Raw genomic sequence first — 15958 nt, 5'->3', positions numbered from 1 at the left:
CTGTGAAGCTCGCTTAACCCGCTCCGTCCCGGCGGAAGTGCAGAAACCCGCACTGACGGGGCAGGGGTCTGCACCGTCGGATGGTGGGGTGACGATCTTGCCGCCGGACCCCGACCTCACTGCGCTGCGCGTTGTGCTCGCGCGCCTGCGGGCCGAGCGCGGCTGGACCTTCGACGAACTCGCCGACCGCAGCGGTCTGGCCCGGCGCACCCTCATCGACCTCGAACACGGCCGCACCACCGGCAGTGTTACCACCTGGCACGCCCTCGCCCACACCTTCGACGTGCCCATCGAGCACTTTCTGGGCGCCCTGTGCGAGGACCACACTCCGCCTGGCACGGTCCGTTCCTGAGCCCTCGCACCCTCCCGGCGTGCATCACGTCATGAATCACCCGATCGGGCAACAGGCATAGAACAACCATCCGCAATAACGCTCATGCGTGCGAGCTCGTTGAGCTGGCCGTGGGAAATCCCTCCGACACGTTGCTCGCGCCTGCAAGTTGCCTGGCACGGTCCCTGCCATGTGCCCCACTCCAGCCGCTGCCGGCCGACACTGGGACGGCAGCCCCCGTGTCACCCACCGCCCCCGCCCTCTGCGGGTGACCGCCACCAGCCCCAGCCGCCTGCTGCGCGCCGGCCAGCACAGCCGCTGTCGCCGCTGCGGCAACCGCATCGACCTCTACCCGCGCACCGACCAGCGGCCCATCGCCCTGCACCCCGCCGAACTGACCGCCGCCCACGTCCCCGAATCCTGCCGCTGGCACCTGAGCGGCGGCATCGCCCACCCGCACGGCGACGGCAGTGCATGGTGCCGCATCCCGCACGCCGTGCTCTGCCCGCGCCGCACCCCCACCTGCCGGATGAGCCCCTGCCTCGAGGCGGTCCGCCGCCAACTCGCCGTCCGTACCCGCCGTCTGACCGACACCGGCGCCTTCACCCCTGCCCTGCCCGTCGGCGGCAGCGCACCCGGCGCCGACACCGACGTCCCTGACCGCCCCGTCGTGCAGATGCTGCTGTGCCGCCGCGTTGCCGAGCGTCCCGTCAGGGGACTGCGCTGCGTGGCCCAGACCCGCCACCACCGCTGCACGAATCCGGTCCTTGCCCCCACCGGCCCGGCCGGGACCTGGAGACTGCTGCCCACCGGCCCCAAGCGAGGCCAACTCGCCTTGCCCGAAACCCCGATGGCCGTCTACGACCTGGGCCACCTCCCCTACGGCGAGCAACTGCGCTGGCGCACCCAACACTGCTCCGCACACGCCGCCGCCCCCAGCGTCGCTGACCTCGCCCTGGCCGGATCGCAGCCCTTCGCCCCCCTCCTGCATGCGGCGCACATCCACACTCGCCTGCCCCACCCCCCAGCCCGCCAGCACGGCAGGGGATGACGATGCCGCATCACGCCCCCTGGAAATCATGCTCACCCGCCCCCTGTCCCCGGCAGTCCTGCTCCGTGCCGCCCGCGTGCTGCCGCTCGCTGCCAACCACGACGCCACCCGTCTGATGGCCCTCGTACCTGCCAAGACCCCCCACCGGGCAGCCCGCCGTCTACGCCACCGGCTCGGCGCACGGCTGCCGATCGACGTGATCACCACGCACTACCCGGACGCAGACCACAGGGTGCTGCTCAATGTCGCCTTCCCGCCGACCACGCACGCCGTCCTCAAGGCCGCCGCCCGCCGTGCGCAGCAGACCCCGGAGCGCTTCGTGGAACTGGCCCTGCACAGGGCCCTGGCCGAGCACGCCGACCAGGAAACCGACCGCCTCGACCGGGCGGTAGGCCAGCTGCTGGCCCACACCACCCCCGCCTACCTGCTGTCCGCCGTCGGGCACGCGCTCACCCGGCTCCCCGAAAGGCCCACGCCATGAAACCGACCGACGAACAGGCGGCAGCAGCCGACGCCTTCCACGCCGGAAACCACCTCGCCCTGCAGGCTGGCGCGGGCACCGGCAAGACCACCACCCTGACCCTCCTCGCCCGCACCACGAAACGCCGCGGCCGCTACCTCGCCTACAACCGGGCCATCGCCCAGGACGCCAGCACCCGCTTCCCGTCAACGGTGCAGTGCAAAACCGCCCACTCCCTGGCCTACGCCGCCGTCGGCCACCGCTATGCCCCGCGCCTGAACGCCCCTCGCCGTCCGGCCTGGCAGACCGGACAGGCCCTCGGCATCACCAAAGCCGTCCGTATCGGCGAACGCGAGATCTCCCAACGCACCCTGTCCAACGCCGTCCTGCGCACCGTGGCCCACTTCTGCCACACGGCCGACGAGACGATCACCCGCCACCACGTACCTCGCCTGCGCGGACTGGACGACAAGGACCTCCACGCCCAACTCGCCAGCCACATCGTGCCGTTCGCCGAGAAGGCCTGGGCCGACCTGCAACACCCCGACGACGGCAACGTCCGCTTTGACCACGACCACTACCTGAAGATCTGGGCCCTCACCCAGCCGAAGATCGACGCGGATTTCCTGCTGCTGGACGAGGCCCAGGACACCAACCGCGTCGTCGAACAGATCTTCCTGGCCCAGCGCGGCCATGCCCAGCTGGTGATGGTCGGCGACTCCGCCCAGGCCATCTACCAGTGGCGCGGCGCCAAAGACGTCATGACGGGCTTCGACGGCACCCACCTTGCCCTCTCTCAGTCCTTCCGGTTCGGCCCCCACCTGGCCGCGGAGGCCAACCGCTGGCTGGCCATCGCCGAGGCCCCGATCCGGCTGACCGGCACCCAGGCGGTGCCCACCGAACTGGGCCCGCTCACCCGGCCCGACGCCGTGCTGTGCCGCACCAACGTCGGCGCCATGGCCCACGTCATGGACCTGCTGGCCGCCGGACACCGCGTGGGACTGGCCGGCGGAGGGGACAGCCTGCGCACTCTGGCACTGGCCGCCCGCGACCTCCAGGAGGGCCGCCGCACCCACCACCCCGAACTGGTGCTGTTCCCCTCCTGGGGCGAGTTGCAGGACTACGCCGCCCACGATCCGGCTGGGCGCGATCTGCTGCCGCTGGTCGACCTCGTCGACACCCACGGCACCGACGCCATCTTGGCCGCCCTCGCCCGCATGGTCCCCGAGCCGCAGGCGGAGGTGACCGTCTCCACCGCCCACAAGGCCAAGGGCCGTGAATGGCCCCGCGTGAAGATCGCTGACGACTTCACCCCGCCGAAGGACACCGAGGAGCACGACGACACCGGTCGCCCCGTACCCGGGCCGATCGACGACGGCGAAGCACGTCTTGCCTATGTGGCCGTCACCCGCACCCGCCAGCGGCTCGATCTCGGCGGCCTGTCCTGGATCCACGAGCATCCCGACGGCAACCCGCCGATGCCGCGGACCGCCCCGCAGCCGCCCCGTGATGACTGCACACATGCCCCCGCCACGAGACCTGGGGGCACCACGGATTCACGGGGCGCTCTCCAGCCGGCGCTCGGGGCGCATGCCGTCGACCATGCTCTGCCTGCCGCCCGGCACCGGGACCGCTAGGCAGTTTCGTTTGGATCAGTCGATCGATGGTCCGGACGGGCCGTTGACTGATGTGGGGTGACGCGAATCGAGCCGTTGCTCCCGGACCGGACACCGAAGCGTCGTGGCCGGTGGCCTGATCATCGGGCGGTGATCGACGCGATCGCGTTCAAGTTCCAGACCGGAACGCAGTGGGTGCACTGCCGGAGAAGTACGGCAACTGGCAGGGCTTCTACAACCGGCTGCGGATGTGGGCCGTCGACGGCACCTGGAAGCGGGTCTTCACCGTGCTGATGGCCCAGGCCGACGCAGATGAGGACCTGGCCTGGGCCGTGTCGGTGGACTCCACGATCGTGTGTGCTCACCAGCATGATGCCGGTGCCTGCAATAAGGGGCCCCGGCACGAGAACCGGCCGACCACTTCGCGTGCAGCTGCTCGAAGGTCAGCGCGCCCCGGCTCCGGAAGAACTACTCCAACTGTGAGGGCGATGGTTGTGTCGTTCCGGCCATCTGCGGGCAGGGTGCCTGTGCCGAAGTCACGCGGCGACGCGATGCAGTGCGAGCTTGGCCAGCATGACCTGGTTGGCTTCCCAGCCGTCGGGGAATTTGGCGGGCACGGACAAATGCACGGGGTCGGTCGAGGGATGGCTGTCCAGGAGGTCTGCGATTCCCTCGCGGGTGACGACGATGCATGCCTGCCGGTGGCGGGAGGCGAGGACACACAGTCGTCCGGCTTCCAGGTGGAAGGCTGTGGCGTCCCGGCGGCCGGACAGCGGGTGTACGACGATGACGACTTCGAACTCGCGGCCCTGCAGCCGGTTCGCGGTGTCAACCGCCACGCTTGGCGCGTTGGGGTTGCCTGTCCGGGCGAGCGCGGCCCGGACCAGGTCGGCCTGGTCGCGGTGGGCGACGCCGATGGCGATATCGCCGGCGTCCAAGGGTCGGCCGCCCTGGTGGCGTTCGCAGGTGGCGACTGCTCCGCGGCCCAGCAGCCGGCCGGCGAGGTCGGCGGCGGTCTGGAGGGTCTCGGTGTCGGTTCGCGCGACGTGGCGGCGGGGCAGTTCGTGCAGTGCCCAGCCGGTGGTGAAGGCCTGCGCGAGGGTTTCGTCCAGGTCGGGGCGGGCGAGTCCAGCGGTGCGGAACTCCAGGGCACGCGTGTCGTCGCCGGTTCCGGCGGTGAAGGGGGTGAACGGGTAGAACGCCTGGGCGATGGTGGGTGCGGCCGAGAGCGGCAGGCGCCAGGACACCGGCAGCCGGTGTACGGGGATGTTCTGGTTGTGCTGAAGCATTACGCTGACGCCGTTCTGCGTGGGGTCGTGCGGCAGCCCGATCCAGCGTTCGGCGCCGACGATCGTGAACGGGTCCAACTGTCCGGGGTCGCCGACGAACAGGCCCCGGTCGAAGCGTTCGACGATCTGCAGCAGCATGTCCGACCGCATCTGGTAGGCCTCGTCCAGGATTGCCCAGCCGAACGTGGCGTCGCGGACGGTGGCCCACTTGGCGGCGGTGGCGACGATGATCCGGCAGCCGGCCAGGTCGGCCAGGGTGCGGCCGACGGTGGTGTTCGTCAGGGTGCCCAGGACCGGCGGCGGGTTGTAGCCGGTGGCGCTCAGCCGTCCGACGGCGATGCCGGGGTGCTCCCTGGCCAGACGCACGACCAGGTCGTCGACCTGGTTGTTGGTCTGGGCGACGATGATCGGGCGCTCGCCGCCTTCGGTGAGTTCCTGGGCGGCGCGGACCACCAGGGTGCTTTTGCCGGCGCCCGGCGGGGAGTCGACGACCACGGCCCTGTGACGCCCGTCGGCCATGTCTGTGAGGATCGCCTCGGTGGCAGCGGCAGCGGCCGTTGCAGGGTCGGGTGCGGCTGGTTCGGGCGTCGTGCTGGTGTCAGTCCTCATTGCCCCACTCCTCTGCGGCGGCGTCCTCGGGTATGGCGGAGTCGATGCCGCTCTCGTCGGCGGCACTGTGTGTCCACGGGGTGGCATCGGAGGCCGGGAACTGCGGTGCCGGGCGCCACCCTGGGTCGGGCAGGTAGGCGACGCGTTGGCCCAGCTCCGGGACGGTGCCCTGCTTCGGGGCGCGGCCGCGTCCCATGCCGCCGGTGACCTCCACCGTGATACATGTGGCGTCGCCGTCGGTAAGGACAGAGACGATCATGGCTTTGTGTCCGGTCGGCATGCACGGGCTGATCAGCTTGGTGTCGGCGACCAGCCGCACGGGATCCTCGGTGCGGACGGTGACGCGAGGCCGCGGCACACGCCTGTTTTTGTCCGTGGTGACAACCCGGCCGGGGTCGGCCTCCACGACCGTCCCGGCGAACGCCTCCCCGGCGCTGCGCCGATCGGCCAGCACGAATCGATCGTCGAACGCCATGTCGGACTCGAATTCGGCCAGCGCGTGCTCCAGCCAGCCCAGCCGCCGGGCCGCACCGATCGCGTTGTCCCGTTTGCGCTGCGGAAGGCCGTCGGAGTCCCGGTAGTCGGAGTACTTCGTGAAGGCCTTGCAGTCGCCCTCGAAGCGCTTGGCGGTCCGCGGTGCCTCGGGCACGGAGCGCAGCAGTGATATGGCCTGCCACACCATGCGCCAGGTGGGCTGGATCTGTCCCGCGATCAGTTCCCGCAGTTCGGTCTCGGCGGCGGCTAGCGCGTGCGGGTCGTCGAGCGTGCGGGCCGTGTCGAACTTTCTGATCGCCGGGGCCAGGTCGCGGTTGTCGAACTCGGGGGAGGTCGACGGGCCCGCGGGCGGGCACACGTCCGGGTTCTCCGCATCGGCCATGGCCTGCTCGACGCTCAAGCCCGACGGGGGAGCGATCCAGGCCATCAGGGAGGCGAGGTTCTGGTCCTCGAGTGTGCTCTGGCCGGTCGCCCAGTGCTCGGTGAGCATTGCAGTGACGGGCAGCAGCATGGAGGTGCCGGCCTGCTCGGCCCTGTCGACCAGGAACGTCAGCCACATGCCGAACTCCGGTACGACGTCCGGCACCGCGTAGGGACCGGACGTCGCGCGGAAGCGGCACATGCGTCCCAGATCGGCCAGGGCTTTGACACCGCCGGTATTGGGTACCAGGATCTGAGGCACGTCGGTGTACCGGGAACGCTCACCTTCTCCGCGGCGGTCCTGGCGGAACGAATTGATGTAATCCATCACGATCCGGCCGAGGTCGGCCGCGAACGCGAACCGCTGGTCCCGGTTGCGGGGCTGCGCCACGACGAGCAGGGTCCCGTTTCTCTTGGCGGAGCCGACCATCGCGGCCAGGGGAGCCCCGGCCTCTCCGGCCATGGCCAGCGGGATGACCACCAGTGGCCGGCCCGAGAGGTGCCGGTGCCGGAACTCGGTCCGGGGCATCGCCTGCATCGTCTCCATCGCCTGCACGTGTGCCAGCGCCGACAGCGTGCTCATGCCGCACCCCCGAGGTCTTCCAGTTCTGCGCGCAGCCGTGCGGAGTGCCGTAGGGCCGCGGCTATCTCCACCTGGTCCTCACTCGGCTGCAGTTCTCCGCGCGCCAGTCCCATGACCATGGTCGTGGTGTCGATGCCGCCGAACTGCTCGCGCACTGCCGGCCCGAGGACATCCAGCGAGGCTTCCGCGCGGGCACGGGAGCGGCAGTAGAACGCCATCTCGCAGTGGTTCAGGCAGTCCGGGCGGTACGTCACGAGGACCTGATCGAGCGCGTCGGTCAGCTCCTCGGCCGGGCGCCTGGGCCGCTTCTCCTCCAGGTCGAGATCGAAGGTGAGGTCCTCGGGCAGCAGGTCCACCAGGTCCCCGATGCGCTCGATGCGGGACAGCTGACGGGTCAGAGCGGCCACCTGCTTGCGGGCGTCGACGAACGCCCCGGTCGGCCGGTTGGTGAAGTCCTTCGGCGCGACCAGCACGATCGTGTCGGACACGGCCTCCTCGCCGATACCGGCCCGCCCGAGCAGGTCGCGCAGCGCGATGATGTACGCGCATGCCTGCGTGGTCGCCGCCCGTACCTGCGTGGAGTCTGCCTGGTCGTCGATGATCGGGAAGCTCTTGATCTCCACGACGTGGAAGCGTCTGTCGATGCGGAGGGCGACCAGGTCCGGTTCCAGGTACACCTTGTGCCCGCCGATCAGCAGGCGCAGCATCGGGTGGTCGAACAAGGTGCCGTCGCCCTCGCCCCGGGCGGCCCGCAGCAGGACCTCTTCGGTGCGCTCGTGGCGCTGCTTGGAGCGGCCGTCGCCTCCGACGTCGTTCAGGTCCTCGTAGCCCACTTCCGGCAGTGTCAGCTCCAGGGTCTCGCGCAGGACGCGCAGGAGCTCCGCGCAGCCGTTGTCTTTCACCATCGCCTCGAAGGCGTTGCCGCGGGTGATGGCGAAGGAGGACTGGCCGAAGGACGGGGGATGGCCGACGTGTGTGGCGATCGCGGCCTTGTCGGAGCCGGAGGCGTCCAGCAGGGCCCGCAGCGTGCAGCGTGGGTTGTTCTCCAGGGCCGCCAGCGACCTGGCGTTGTAGTCCAGGCGCTTCGCGGATCCGCGCAGTGCGGCGAGGCGGTCGTCGACTGATGCTTTCACGGTCTCGTAGATCCTTGCGGGGGAGAAGGGGCTGCGGGGAGACGGGAGTCAGGCGCGGGCCGACCGCAGATGCGTGACGCCCCGAGGGGGCGCGCCGAACAGCTGTCCGTCGTCCCCGAGGGACTTACGGGCTCGCCGCGCGGCCGCCGTGCGGGTGGCGCGGTCGGTGTCCGTATGCACGTCCAGCTCGGCCCGGGCGGCGCCGATCACCTGCTGGGGATCCAGCGCGCCCTCGTGGCCGGAGGCGTTCCTCGGCATGGCGTCGGGGATGTTGACGGCGAAGCGCCACAGCAGCCGCAGGGCCTCCGGGCTGGGCCCGTCCGGTGTGGACTCGGCTGCGGTGTGCACCGCTTCGGCGATGCCGATCGCGCTGGTGAGGAAGTCCACGCGCGGTGACAGCGGGCCGATGATGCGCTTCTCCAGCGCCCAGGTGCTGATGGTGATCAGTGCCCGCACCGGTGTCAGCAGGTCGTGCGCCAGTGCCGGGCACAGGTAGTACGGCCGGGCGCCCGGACTGGAGCGGTAGGAACGCTCCTCGTCCCGGCGCAGGCTTGAGAGCTTGGACGCGGACAGCTCTCCCGGGAAGAACGCCTCGTGCACGCCGACGATCAGTTTGGGGGCTGCCGGGGCCCCGAGGAGCATCAGGGCGCGGTGGACGTGTTCGCGCGCCGGGAGCTGCGATCCCCGGGCGGCCGGGGCTGCTTCCGGCGCGGGGCGGGGCGGCGCGGCAGCCGGTTCGTCGGCGTCGATGAGGGCGTCCCAGGCCCGCTCGGCGCGGCGGAGCTGCGCCCGCAGCTCGCCGGCACGCTCGGTGTCACCGGCGGCGGCGGCGTCGCGGATCGCGCGGCGCAGGGTGCCGATGCTCTTCTCCAGGGCGTCCAGCGGATCACTCATGCCCCAGACGCTACCAGAGTTCCAGAGTTTTCCAGACTTCTTCCTGAGGTTGCGTGTACAGTCGGCGCCACCGAACCTCCGGCCGCGGCGGCGCACCCCCGCGCCGGCCTGCAGACCGTCCTCCTGGAGGCATCCCGTGACGGGACGCGTATTCCATACCTCCGACTGGCACCTGGGCCGCCAGATCGGCCGCCACCACCGACGCGACGGCGAGTTCGACGCCGTCCTGGACGAGATCGTCGAGATCGCCGACGACTTCGCCCCCGACCTGATCGTGCACAGCGGTGACCTGTTCGACGGCTCCCGGCCAAGCCTGGACGACATACGGCGCGCCGCGCAGGCGCTGCGCCGCCTCGGTGTGATCGCGCCCGTGGTCGTCGTCGCCGGCAACCACGACACCCCCTACGTCCTGGCGTTCCTGGAGTTCGTCCTGAACGACATGGGCACCCGCGAAGGAGACCAGGTCCGGGTGCGTTTTGCTACCGACGCCCGCCCCGACGGGCTGCTCGTCGCCGAATACCCCACCAAGGGCGGGGAGTTGACGCTGCGCATCGGCGCGCTGCCGTACCTGCACCCCAACCGGTTCACCTACGACTTCGCCGACCCCGCCCTGACCACCGCGACCTACGCCGAGCGGATGCGCACCGTCCAGGCCGACGTCTACCGCCGCCTGACCGTCGGCCGGGGTGCCCGGGACGTCCTGGTCTTCGCCGCCCACCTGTTTGTCGAAGGGGCCACCCCTTCTTACTCGGAGCGGCGTATCTCGCTGAGCGCCGAGTACGCGGCCGCAGCCGTGGACCTGCCCGACGTTGCCTACGGCGCCCTCGGCCACATCCACAAGCCGCAGCCCGTCGGCCGTGCCGGGTTCCCCGCCTACTACGCAGGCAGCCCGCTGCAGATGGACTTCGGCGAGAGCGGCGACACCAAGAGTGTCGTACTCGCTGAGGTCGGCCCGGGTGCCAACCCTCGCATCGAACTCGTACCGCTGACCTCCGGCCGTCGCCTGATCCGCCTGGAAGGCACTCTGGAGGAGATCGCGCAACGCGCCGGCCGCGTCGAAGACGCCTGGGTGAAAGCGGTGGTGAACGTCGAGGCCTCCAGTGCGTTCCTGCCGGAGACGCTCGCCAGGATGCTGCCGGAGGCGACGATCGTTGACATCGAGGAGCGCCGCCCCGGGGTAGCCGGCCGCGTGCTGGACCGGGAGGCCTCCACCGGGGAACTGCCCGACATCAAGGACCTGCTGCGCGACTACCTGCCCGGCCGCGGCACCACCGGGCCGGCCCTGGACCGCGCCATGGCCGCCTTCGCCCACCTGCAAGCCGAACCGGATCCCGAAGATCCCGCACCGTGCTGCGAGGAGACACTGCTGACCGCGGCCATCGCAGGCCGGCCCCTTGACAGCGTCGACCGCTCGGGCCTGTTGGCCGACGGCACAGGATCGGAGGCGGCGCGATGAGACCGCTGGTGCTTTCCCTCACCGGATTCCGCAGCTACCCCACCCCGGTCACCGTCGAGTTCACCGGCAGGAGCCTGGTCGCAGCCCTCGGCGATACGGGCGCCGGCAAGAGCAGCCTGCTGGACGCCATCGTCTTTGCCTTGTTCCGCAAGAGTTCCTGGGACGCCAAAGAACCCCGGCAGCTCATCGCGGACGGCGCGCAGGCCATGAGCGTCGAGCTCACCTTCCTGCACGACGGGCAGCGCTGGCACGTACACCGCACCATGCACGCCACCAACGCGAACGCAGGCCGGCACCACCTCAAAAACCTGGATACCGGCGAGGAGATCGACAACGCCAGCGCCGTCGACGCCCGCATCAGGGCGGTGCTGCAGATGAGCTACGACACGTTCCTGCGTGTCGGGCTGCTCCCTCAGGGCAAGTTCGACCAGCTCCTCACCGCCGTCCCCAGGGAGCGAAGCGAGCGGCTGCGAGAACTGTTCGGCGCCGAATCACTGGAGTCAGTCCAGCAGATGGCCGGCCGCCACTGCCTGACGCTCAAGGGTCTGCTGGGCGATGCGAGGGTCAAACGCGCCGTCATGCCGGAGGACCCCGAGCAGGCCGCGGCGGAAGCCGGCAAGGCCGCCGACGCAGCCGCAGCCCGTGCCGAACGCCTGAACACCGCCATCGACCGCATCACAGCGCTGCAGGAGGAAACCACCGCAGCGCGTGCCATCGCCGAAGCAGCCGCGACCGCCGCCCGGACCCTGTCCGCGCGCACGGTGACCGACGCCAATACCGTCCTTGACGAACTCGAGCCCGTAGCCGCCGCCATCGCCTCACGACGGGACGCTCTGGACCGGCGCGCCGCCCAGGCCGCGACCCGCGAAGGCGAACTGACCGCAGCGATCACGGCAGCCGACACAGGCGGAGAAGGCCGGGACGCCCTCGGCAAAGCCGCCGTGGTCCTGGAGACCCTCACGGAGCGCGCCGAGGAACACCGTGGCGAACGCGACCGGCTCGCCGCGCTCACCGAACAACTCGACAGCGAAAGCGCCGCTATCGTCGCAACCGAAGCGGAGCTGACCAAGCGCGCCGAACACGCCAAACCCCTGGCAGAGGCAGCCCGTGCCGCCGCGGAGGCGAGCCAAGAGATCCGCACGTGCGCCACCACTGTCCGTACCCTGATCACCGCTGCCATCTCGGCCGTCCGCCGCGTCGCCGACACCGCGAGCGATCAGGCCGCCGCAGTGGCCAAACACGACGTTGTCCACGAGGATGTCGGCCCGCTGGGAGCGGAATCAGCCACAGCCGAGAAAGACGTCACGAACGCCGAGACACATCTGGAGACGCTCCAGCTGCGGGACAAGGCCGCCGCGATCGCCGCCGAACTCCATCCCGGCGGCGACTGTCTCGTGTGCCGGCGGAAGCTTCCGGCCGACTTCGAACCCGCATCCGAGACCGGTACGGCCGAGCTGGCCGCCGCGAGAGAGCAGCTGCGCGAGACGAAGGCCTCACGTGACAAGGCTGCCGGCCGGCTAGCCGAAGCCCGCGCCGCCGTGACGGCGGCCGAGGAGGCCGTGTGCGAACGCGGGAGGGAGCATCAAAGCGCTCAGCACAAGGCACAAGAGGCCACAGCAAACGCAGTGCGCGCCTTCGCGGACCTCGCGGCCCTGGCCGCCGCAACCGAGGCAGACTTCGACGCCGAATCAGCTTCTGCGACGCTGACCGCGGCCGCAGCAGCCCTGGCCGAGCCGGCCGCCGACGCCGCACTGGAGCAATCCCCCGAGCGGTACACAGCGCCGATCGCCGACGCCGTCACCGCATGCGAACTGGCAGCCGCCGCGCACGCCGAGCGGCTGCAGAACGAAGCGCATGGCCGCACCGCCGTGATCGAAGCAGAATGCAAGGCGCTGGCAGGCCGGAGGAGTTCGCATCAGCGCGACCTCGATGCTGTCACGGCAGCCTCCGAGCGGCACACCCTGGCCGTGGCCCGGATGGCCGCCGAGGTCCGCGCCCTGCCTGTCCGCATCCAGGCGATGCTGCCGGGCGAAGCGATCGATGTGAGCGCAGATGACGTGGCCGCCGCGGCCGCTGCCGTCGCCGCCCGCCTGACTGAAGTCCAGGTGCTGTTCGATGAGAGGGAAACGCAACGGTCGCAGAAGAACGCGGTACTCGACCAGCAGCGCGCCCTCGACCAGGAGACCCGCACCGCCGTGGAACGGCCGCTGAACGAGCTGCGCGGCGCCCTGGACGTGTGGGCTCAGGCCGTCACTCAGGCGATCACGCATCTCGGCGCCGCCGACCCGTATCAGGTGCCGCAAGCCCCCGCCGAGCCGGGGATCACCGAGATCCGCCAGTACACCGCCGACCTGTCGAAGACCGCCTCGAGGCTGGGCGACCAGCTCGCCGAAGTGTCCGCCGCCGGCGCGGCCCGCGCTGCCGCCGCGCTGACCGGGCTCGGCGAGCACGCTGCCGCGCTCGCCGATGTCGACGGCTTCGATCCCGCGGCCGACCTGACGGCACCGCAGGTGCTGCACCCTCTCGTCGCCGCGGCTGCGACAGCAGCCAAAGAGGTCGAGGACCAGCACAGGAAGCAGCGTGAGGCACAGGTCCTGATCAAGCCAGCCGCTGACCTGGACTTTGCGATAGCCGCCGGCCAGGCCCGCTATGAGGCGCTGGACGTGCTGCGCCGCGAACTGGTCGACGCCAAGTTCCTCGGTCACCTCACCACGCTGCGCACTCGTGCGCTGCTCGGCGTCGCCAGCGACCTGCTCGGGCAGATGACCGACATGCGATTCGGCTTCGCCGACAGCTTCGACATCGTCAGCCGCAGCTCCGGAGTCGTCCACCAGCCGAACCGGCTGTCCGGCGGGGAGAAGTTCCTGGCGTCGCTCGCCCTGGCGCTGGCGCTTGCCGAAGTGCACGCCCGCAGCGGGCCGAGTCTCGGCTCGCTGTTCCTCGACGAAGGCTTCGCAGCCCTCGACACCACCGCACTGGACTCGGCCCTGGAGGTGCTGCGCGCCCAGGCCGGCGGCGACCGCCTCGTCATGGTGATCAGTCATCTGCACGCCGTCGCCGAGGCCTTTGATGACGTGCTGTGGGTGCGGCGGAACGCTGCTGGATCCTCCGCGCGCTGGCTGACACCGGACCAACGTGACGAGCTGGTGCAGGCAGATCTGGCCAGCGGCCTGCAGAAACTGGCCCAGTAGTGGTTTCGACGGGCCCGGCCAATCCGATAGTTACATACGTTCGCACTCCAGCCCGGCGATACCGAACGGCACCCTTCACCCTGATCATTGCGACTGCGCTGGACGGGGTGGGAAGGAAACTGCATGTCTGAAGCGTGGATCCGCGGCCGCGACACGCTGGGTCTGGCCACACGGGTGAAGGCACTCGCGGTCGCCGATCCGGTCCTCGACCTGGAACGCCGCAAGCCCTTGCTTACCTCCCGAGACTGGAGCGGCTATCAGATGGAGGAACTGGCGCTCACCGCCATCGACACCGTCACGCTGAAGATGGACTTCGAGGACGGTGCGCGTCACGAGGACGTCGTGGGCGCGGTGGCGCGCGTCGCAGGACTTCAGATACCGGACCGCGACAACGACGAACACGCCGACGTGGCCCGCTGGGTCCTCGACAGCCTGCTGAACGTCGGGACAGTCGACCGCGACTTCAGCCACGTCTACGGCATCGCCTCAGACGGTACGTACGCCTCGCACCGCTTCTCCTTCAAGTTGCTGCGTGAAGTCGCCGGACACGATGGACGGCCACGGCTTCGTGCCTCCAACGAGGCGATCGCGGTGCTGGTCGGCGCGGTGGACATCGACATCGCTTCCGAACAGGTCGCCGCCGACGCCAAGCTGGAAGCCCTGGTGAGACGTGGGCGGCTGACCGACGCCTATCGCGCTGCGGAGATGGCGCTGCGCCGTACCGTGCAGTACGCCGAGTACATCCGCACACGGCTGGAGGGGATGCGCCGGGATATCCGCTCGGTGGACTGGGACCGTGACGTGCAGCGCCTGCAGACCGAAGCGCTGGAACACATCGAGGACCGCATCAGCGCCGAGAGCACCATCAAGGACAACCTGGTCCGGATGATGGAGAACAGTACCGAGGACGCCACTCCGGCCCAGGCCGCCGAGTTGATTGCGATCCTCGAGGAATGCCTGCGCAGGCACGCGGCACTGCAGGCCAACCTGCAGGAGGTCGGCGACCGGTTCCGGGCCGAGCAGGAACGCCAGACTTTCGTGCCGCCCCCGAGCCGGTCCTACGTCGACCTCGAGCACCAGCTGCTGGAGCCGGCCTTGGAGCTGCCGATACGGCAGGCAAATCCGCTGCTGGACGGGTTCGTTACAGCGGCGACGCCGCCCCGCCGTCCCGCGATCGTCTACCTCCCCGACCTGATCACCGGCCTGATGACGCTGCCGGCCGAGCACGACGGCGACGACAGTCTGATCATCGACCCCGAGTTCGGTGAGGTCGAAGACGTCTCGGCGTTCTGCGACGAGCAGTACACGGCCGTCGGCTCGCTGCTGGAGCGTGCCGACACCGACGGCGTCCGCCTATCCGAGCTTTTGCACGCAGCACGCCGTCACAGCGCGAAGGCTGCTCGGGACAACCTCGATCACCTGCTCGCCCTGCACGTGCTGGGACTGTTCGGAGCGCCACGCCACGACCCCGAGCACGGCACGATGCTGGCCGCACTGGCAGACGACAGCGAGTTGGACGACGAGGTGTTCGCCGGAAACGACCTGCTGGTATTTCGCGGGCCGGCCACCGCTGCCCCATCGACCGAGAACGCCTGAAGGAGGCCGCGGCGTGCACGACATCAATGACATGGCCGCAGTGAGCCGGCTGCTTGCATTCGGCTTCCAGGCGGGGCTGACGCCCCGACGCAACGCCGAGTACGCCACGCTTGTGGGCCGCTGCCGTACCGATCCGGCGTTCGCGCAGCTGCTGCACGCCGCCGCGCGCGGTTTCGACCTGACGGTCATCGCGGTCGACCCGCGGGCCGGGCTGGTGCTCGGAGCGACCGCCGAAACACAGTTCGCGGTCAGCGTCGCCGACCACATCAGCAAGCCCGCCGACCGGCCGATCGCGGCGCTGGCCCACCTGGCCATAGCCGCCCTCGCCTACTACCGGCCCGAAGACCTCGACGACGAAACCCACATCGGCCGCGTCACGGTCCGCCACGTCGACGCGATGGTCGAGCAGGCTGCCAAGGAGCTGGAACGCCGGGCCGCCGACACCGGCACGGACGATGGGGTTCCGGTCGACCACCCGGACCTCATCCAGCTGTGGCGCTACTACCAGCGGCGCAACCCGGTGGCCTTCACTGAGGACGACCGAGCCCACTCCAAGAGCCGGCACGCGATCATCAAGCGGGTCGCCGAGTACCTCGCGGACCACGGGATGCTGCGGCGCGCGGGCAGGGAGAACGGCGGCACCTATACCACCACGGCCCGGTACCAGATCCAGGTGCGGGAGTTGGCCGGACAGCAGATGCTCGGCGAGCTGGCCGCGCTCGGGGTCACGGTGGGTTTGGACGGCAAGCCCTCGTTCAGTAGCTGTTGTCGTTCCGATCTTGAGCGGTGTCCGTCGAACGGGAGTCTCGATTGGGTGGTCGTGGGGTGTTCGGT

The 15958-nt window shown here is 70.1% G+C and carries 11 protein-coding genes and 1 pseudogene; 8 read left to right on the top strand and 4 right to left on the bottom strand.

Going from position 1 to position 15958, the window contains the following annotated elements; genetic code table 11:
* Nucleotides 1-88 precede the first annotated feature (88 nt).
* The 4 genes and pseudogenes from O3Q52_RS08105 (at nt 89) to O3Q52_RS08090 (ending at nt 3479) form a co-directional block, all read left to right on the top strand.
* Nucleotides 89-352, top strand: a complete 264-nt coding sequence (locus tag O3Q52_RS08105; protein ID WP_269648127.1) for a helix-turn-helix transcriptional regulator — start codon at nt 89-91, stop codon at nt 350-352.
* A 247-nt stretch (nt 353-599) separates the two neighbouring features.
* Entirely contained in the window at nt 600-1382 is a 783-nt protein-coding gene (locus tag O3Q52_RS08100; protein WP_332112882.1) for a DUF6083 domain-containing protein, read from the top strand.
* Nucleotides 1379-1863, top strand: a pseudogene (locus O3Q52_RS08095) (hypothetical protein). Before O3Q52_RS08100 ends, O3Q52_RS08095 begins: the two are co-directional and overlap by 4 nt.
* Complete coding sequence (locus tag O3Q52_RS08090; protein WP_269648124.1) at nt 1860-3479, top strand: UvrD-helicase domain-containing protein; 1620 nt, start codon at nt 1860-1862, stop codon at nt 3477-3479. The pseudogene O3Q52_RS08095 and the gene O3Q52_RS08090 overlap by 4 nt, the downstream one beginning before the upstream one ends.
* 515 nt (nt 3480-3994) lie before the next feature.
* Here O3Q52_RS08090 and O3Q52_RS08085 read toward each other — a convergent pair.
* Genes O3Q52_RS08085 through O3Q52_RS08070 form a run of 4 tightly spaced genes read right to left on the bottom strand, consistent with a single transcriptional unit; the run spans nt 3995 to nt 8881 of the window.
* On the bottom strand, nt 3995-5356 hold the full coding sequence (locus O3Q52_RS08085) for an AAA domain-containing protein (protein WP_269648123.1): 1362 nt from the start codon (nt 5354-5356) through the stop codon (nt 3995-3997).
* On the bottom strand, nt 5346-6854 hold the full coding sequence (locus tag O3Q52_RS08080) for a hypothetical protein (protein ID WP_269648122.1): 1509 nt from the start codon (nt 6852-6854) through the stop codon (nt 5346-5348). Before O3Q52_RS08080 ends, O3Q52_RS08085 begins: the two co-directional genes overlap by 11 nt.
* Nucleotides 6851-7987, bottom strand: coding sequence for a hypothetical protein (locus O3Q52_RS08075; RefSeq protein WP_269648121.1), 1137 nt, complete (start codon nt 7985-7987; stop codon nt 6851-6853). The genes O3Q52_RS08080 and O3Q52_RS08075 overlap by 4 nt, the downstream gene beginning before the upstream one ends.
* Before the next feature lie 48 nt (nt 7988-8035).
* Nucleotides 8036-8881, bottom strand: a complete 846-nt coding sequence (locus tag O3Q52_RS08070) for a hypothetical protein (RefSeq protein WP_269648120.1) — start codon at nt 8879-8881, stop codon at nt 8036-8038.
* A gap of 136 nt (nt 8882-9017) precedes the next feature.
* Here O3Q52_RS08070 and O3Q52_RS08065 point away from each other — a divergent pair, with 136 nt between their 5' ends.
* The 4 genes from O3Q52_RS08065 to O3Q52_RS08050 all read left to right on the top strand — a co-directional run.
* Entirely contained in the window at nt 9018-10337 is a 1320-nt protein-coding gene (locus O3Q52_RS08065) for an exonuclease SbcCD subunit D (RefSeq protein ID WP_269648119.1), read from the top strand.
* A gap of 8 nt (nt 10338-10345) precedes the next feature.
* Nucleotides 10346-13528 (top strand): SMC family ATPase, encoded by a 3183-nt coding sequence (locus O3Q52_RS08060; RefSeq protein WP_269648118.1) that lies wholly within the window; start codon nt 10346-10348, stop codon nt 13526-13528.
* Nucleotides 13529-13651: 123 nt separating this feature from the next.
* On the top strand, nt 13652-15124 hold the full coding sequence (locus O3Q52_RS08055; RefSeq protein WP_269648117.1) for a hypothetical protein: 1473 nt from the start codon (nt 13652-13654) through the stop codon (nt 15122-15124).
* Between the two features lie 13 nt (nt 15125-15137).
* Nucleotides 15138-15958, top strand: an 821-nt coding sequence (locus O3Q52_RS08050) for a hypothetical protein (RefSeq protein ID WP_269648116.1), incomplete at its 3' end; no start/stop codon positions are given.

It is taken from the genome of Streptomyces sp. ActVer, assembly GCF_027270795.1.
Taxonomy (GTDB): domain Bacteria; phylum Actinomycetota; class Actinomycetes; order Streptomycetales; family Streptomycetaceae; genus Streptomyces; species Streptomyces umbrinus_A.
This window is presented reverse-complemented; position numbering and strand designations above follow the sequence as displayed.

Bases quoted from the DNA above. Each gene is read 5' to 3' on its own strand.
- O3Q52_RS08090 (WP_269648124.1), top strand. From the start codon at position 1,860: ATGAAACCGACCGACGAACAGGCGGCAGCAGCCGACGCCTTCCACGCC.
- O3Q52_RS08070 (WP_269648120.1), bottom strand. From the start codon at position 8,881: ATGAGTGATCCGCTGGACGCCCTGGAGAAGAGCATCGGCACCCTGCGC.
- O3Q52_RS08055 (WP_269648117.1), top strand. From the start codon at position 13,652: ATGTCTGAAGCGTGGATCCGCGGCCGCGACACGCTGGGTCTGGCCACA.
- O3Q52_RS08080 (WP_269648122.1), bottom strand. From the start codon at position 6,854: ATGAGCACGCTGTCGGCGCTGGCACACGTGCAGGCGATGGAGACGATG.
- O3Q52_RS08085 (WP_269648123.1), bottom strand. From the start codon at position 5,356: ATGAGGACTGACACCAGCACGACGCCCGAACCAGCCGCACCCGACCCT.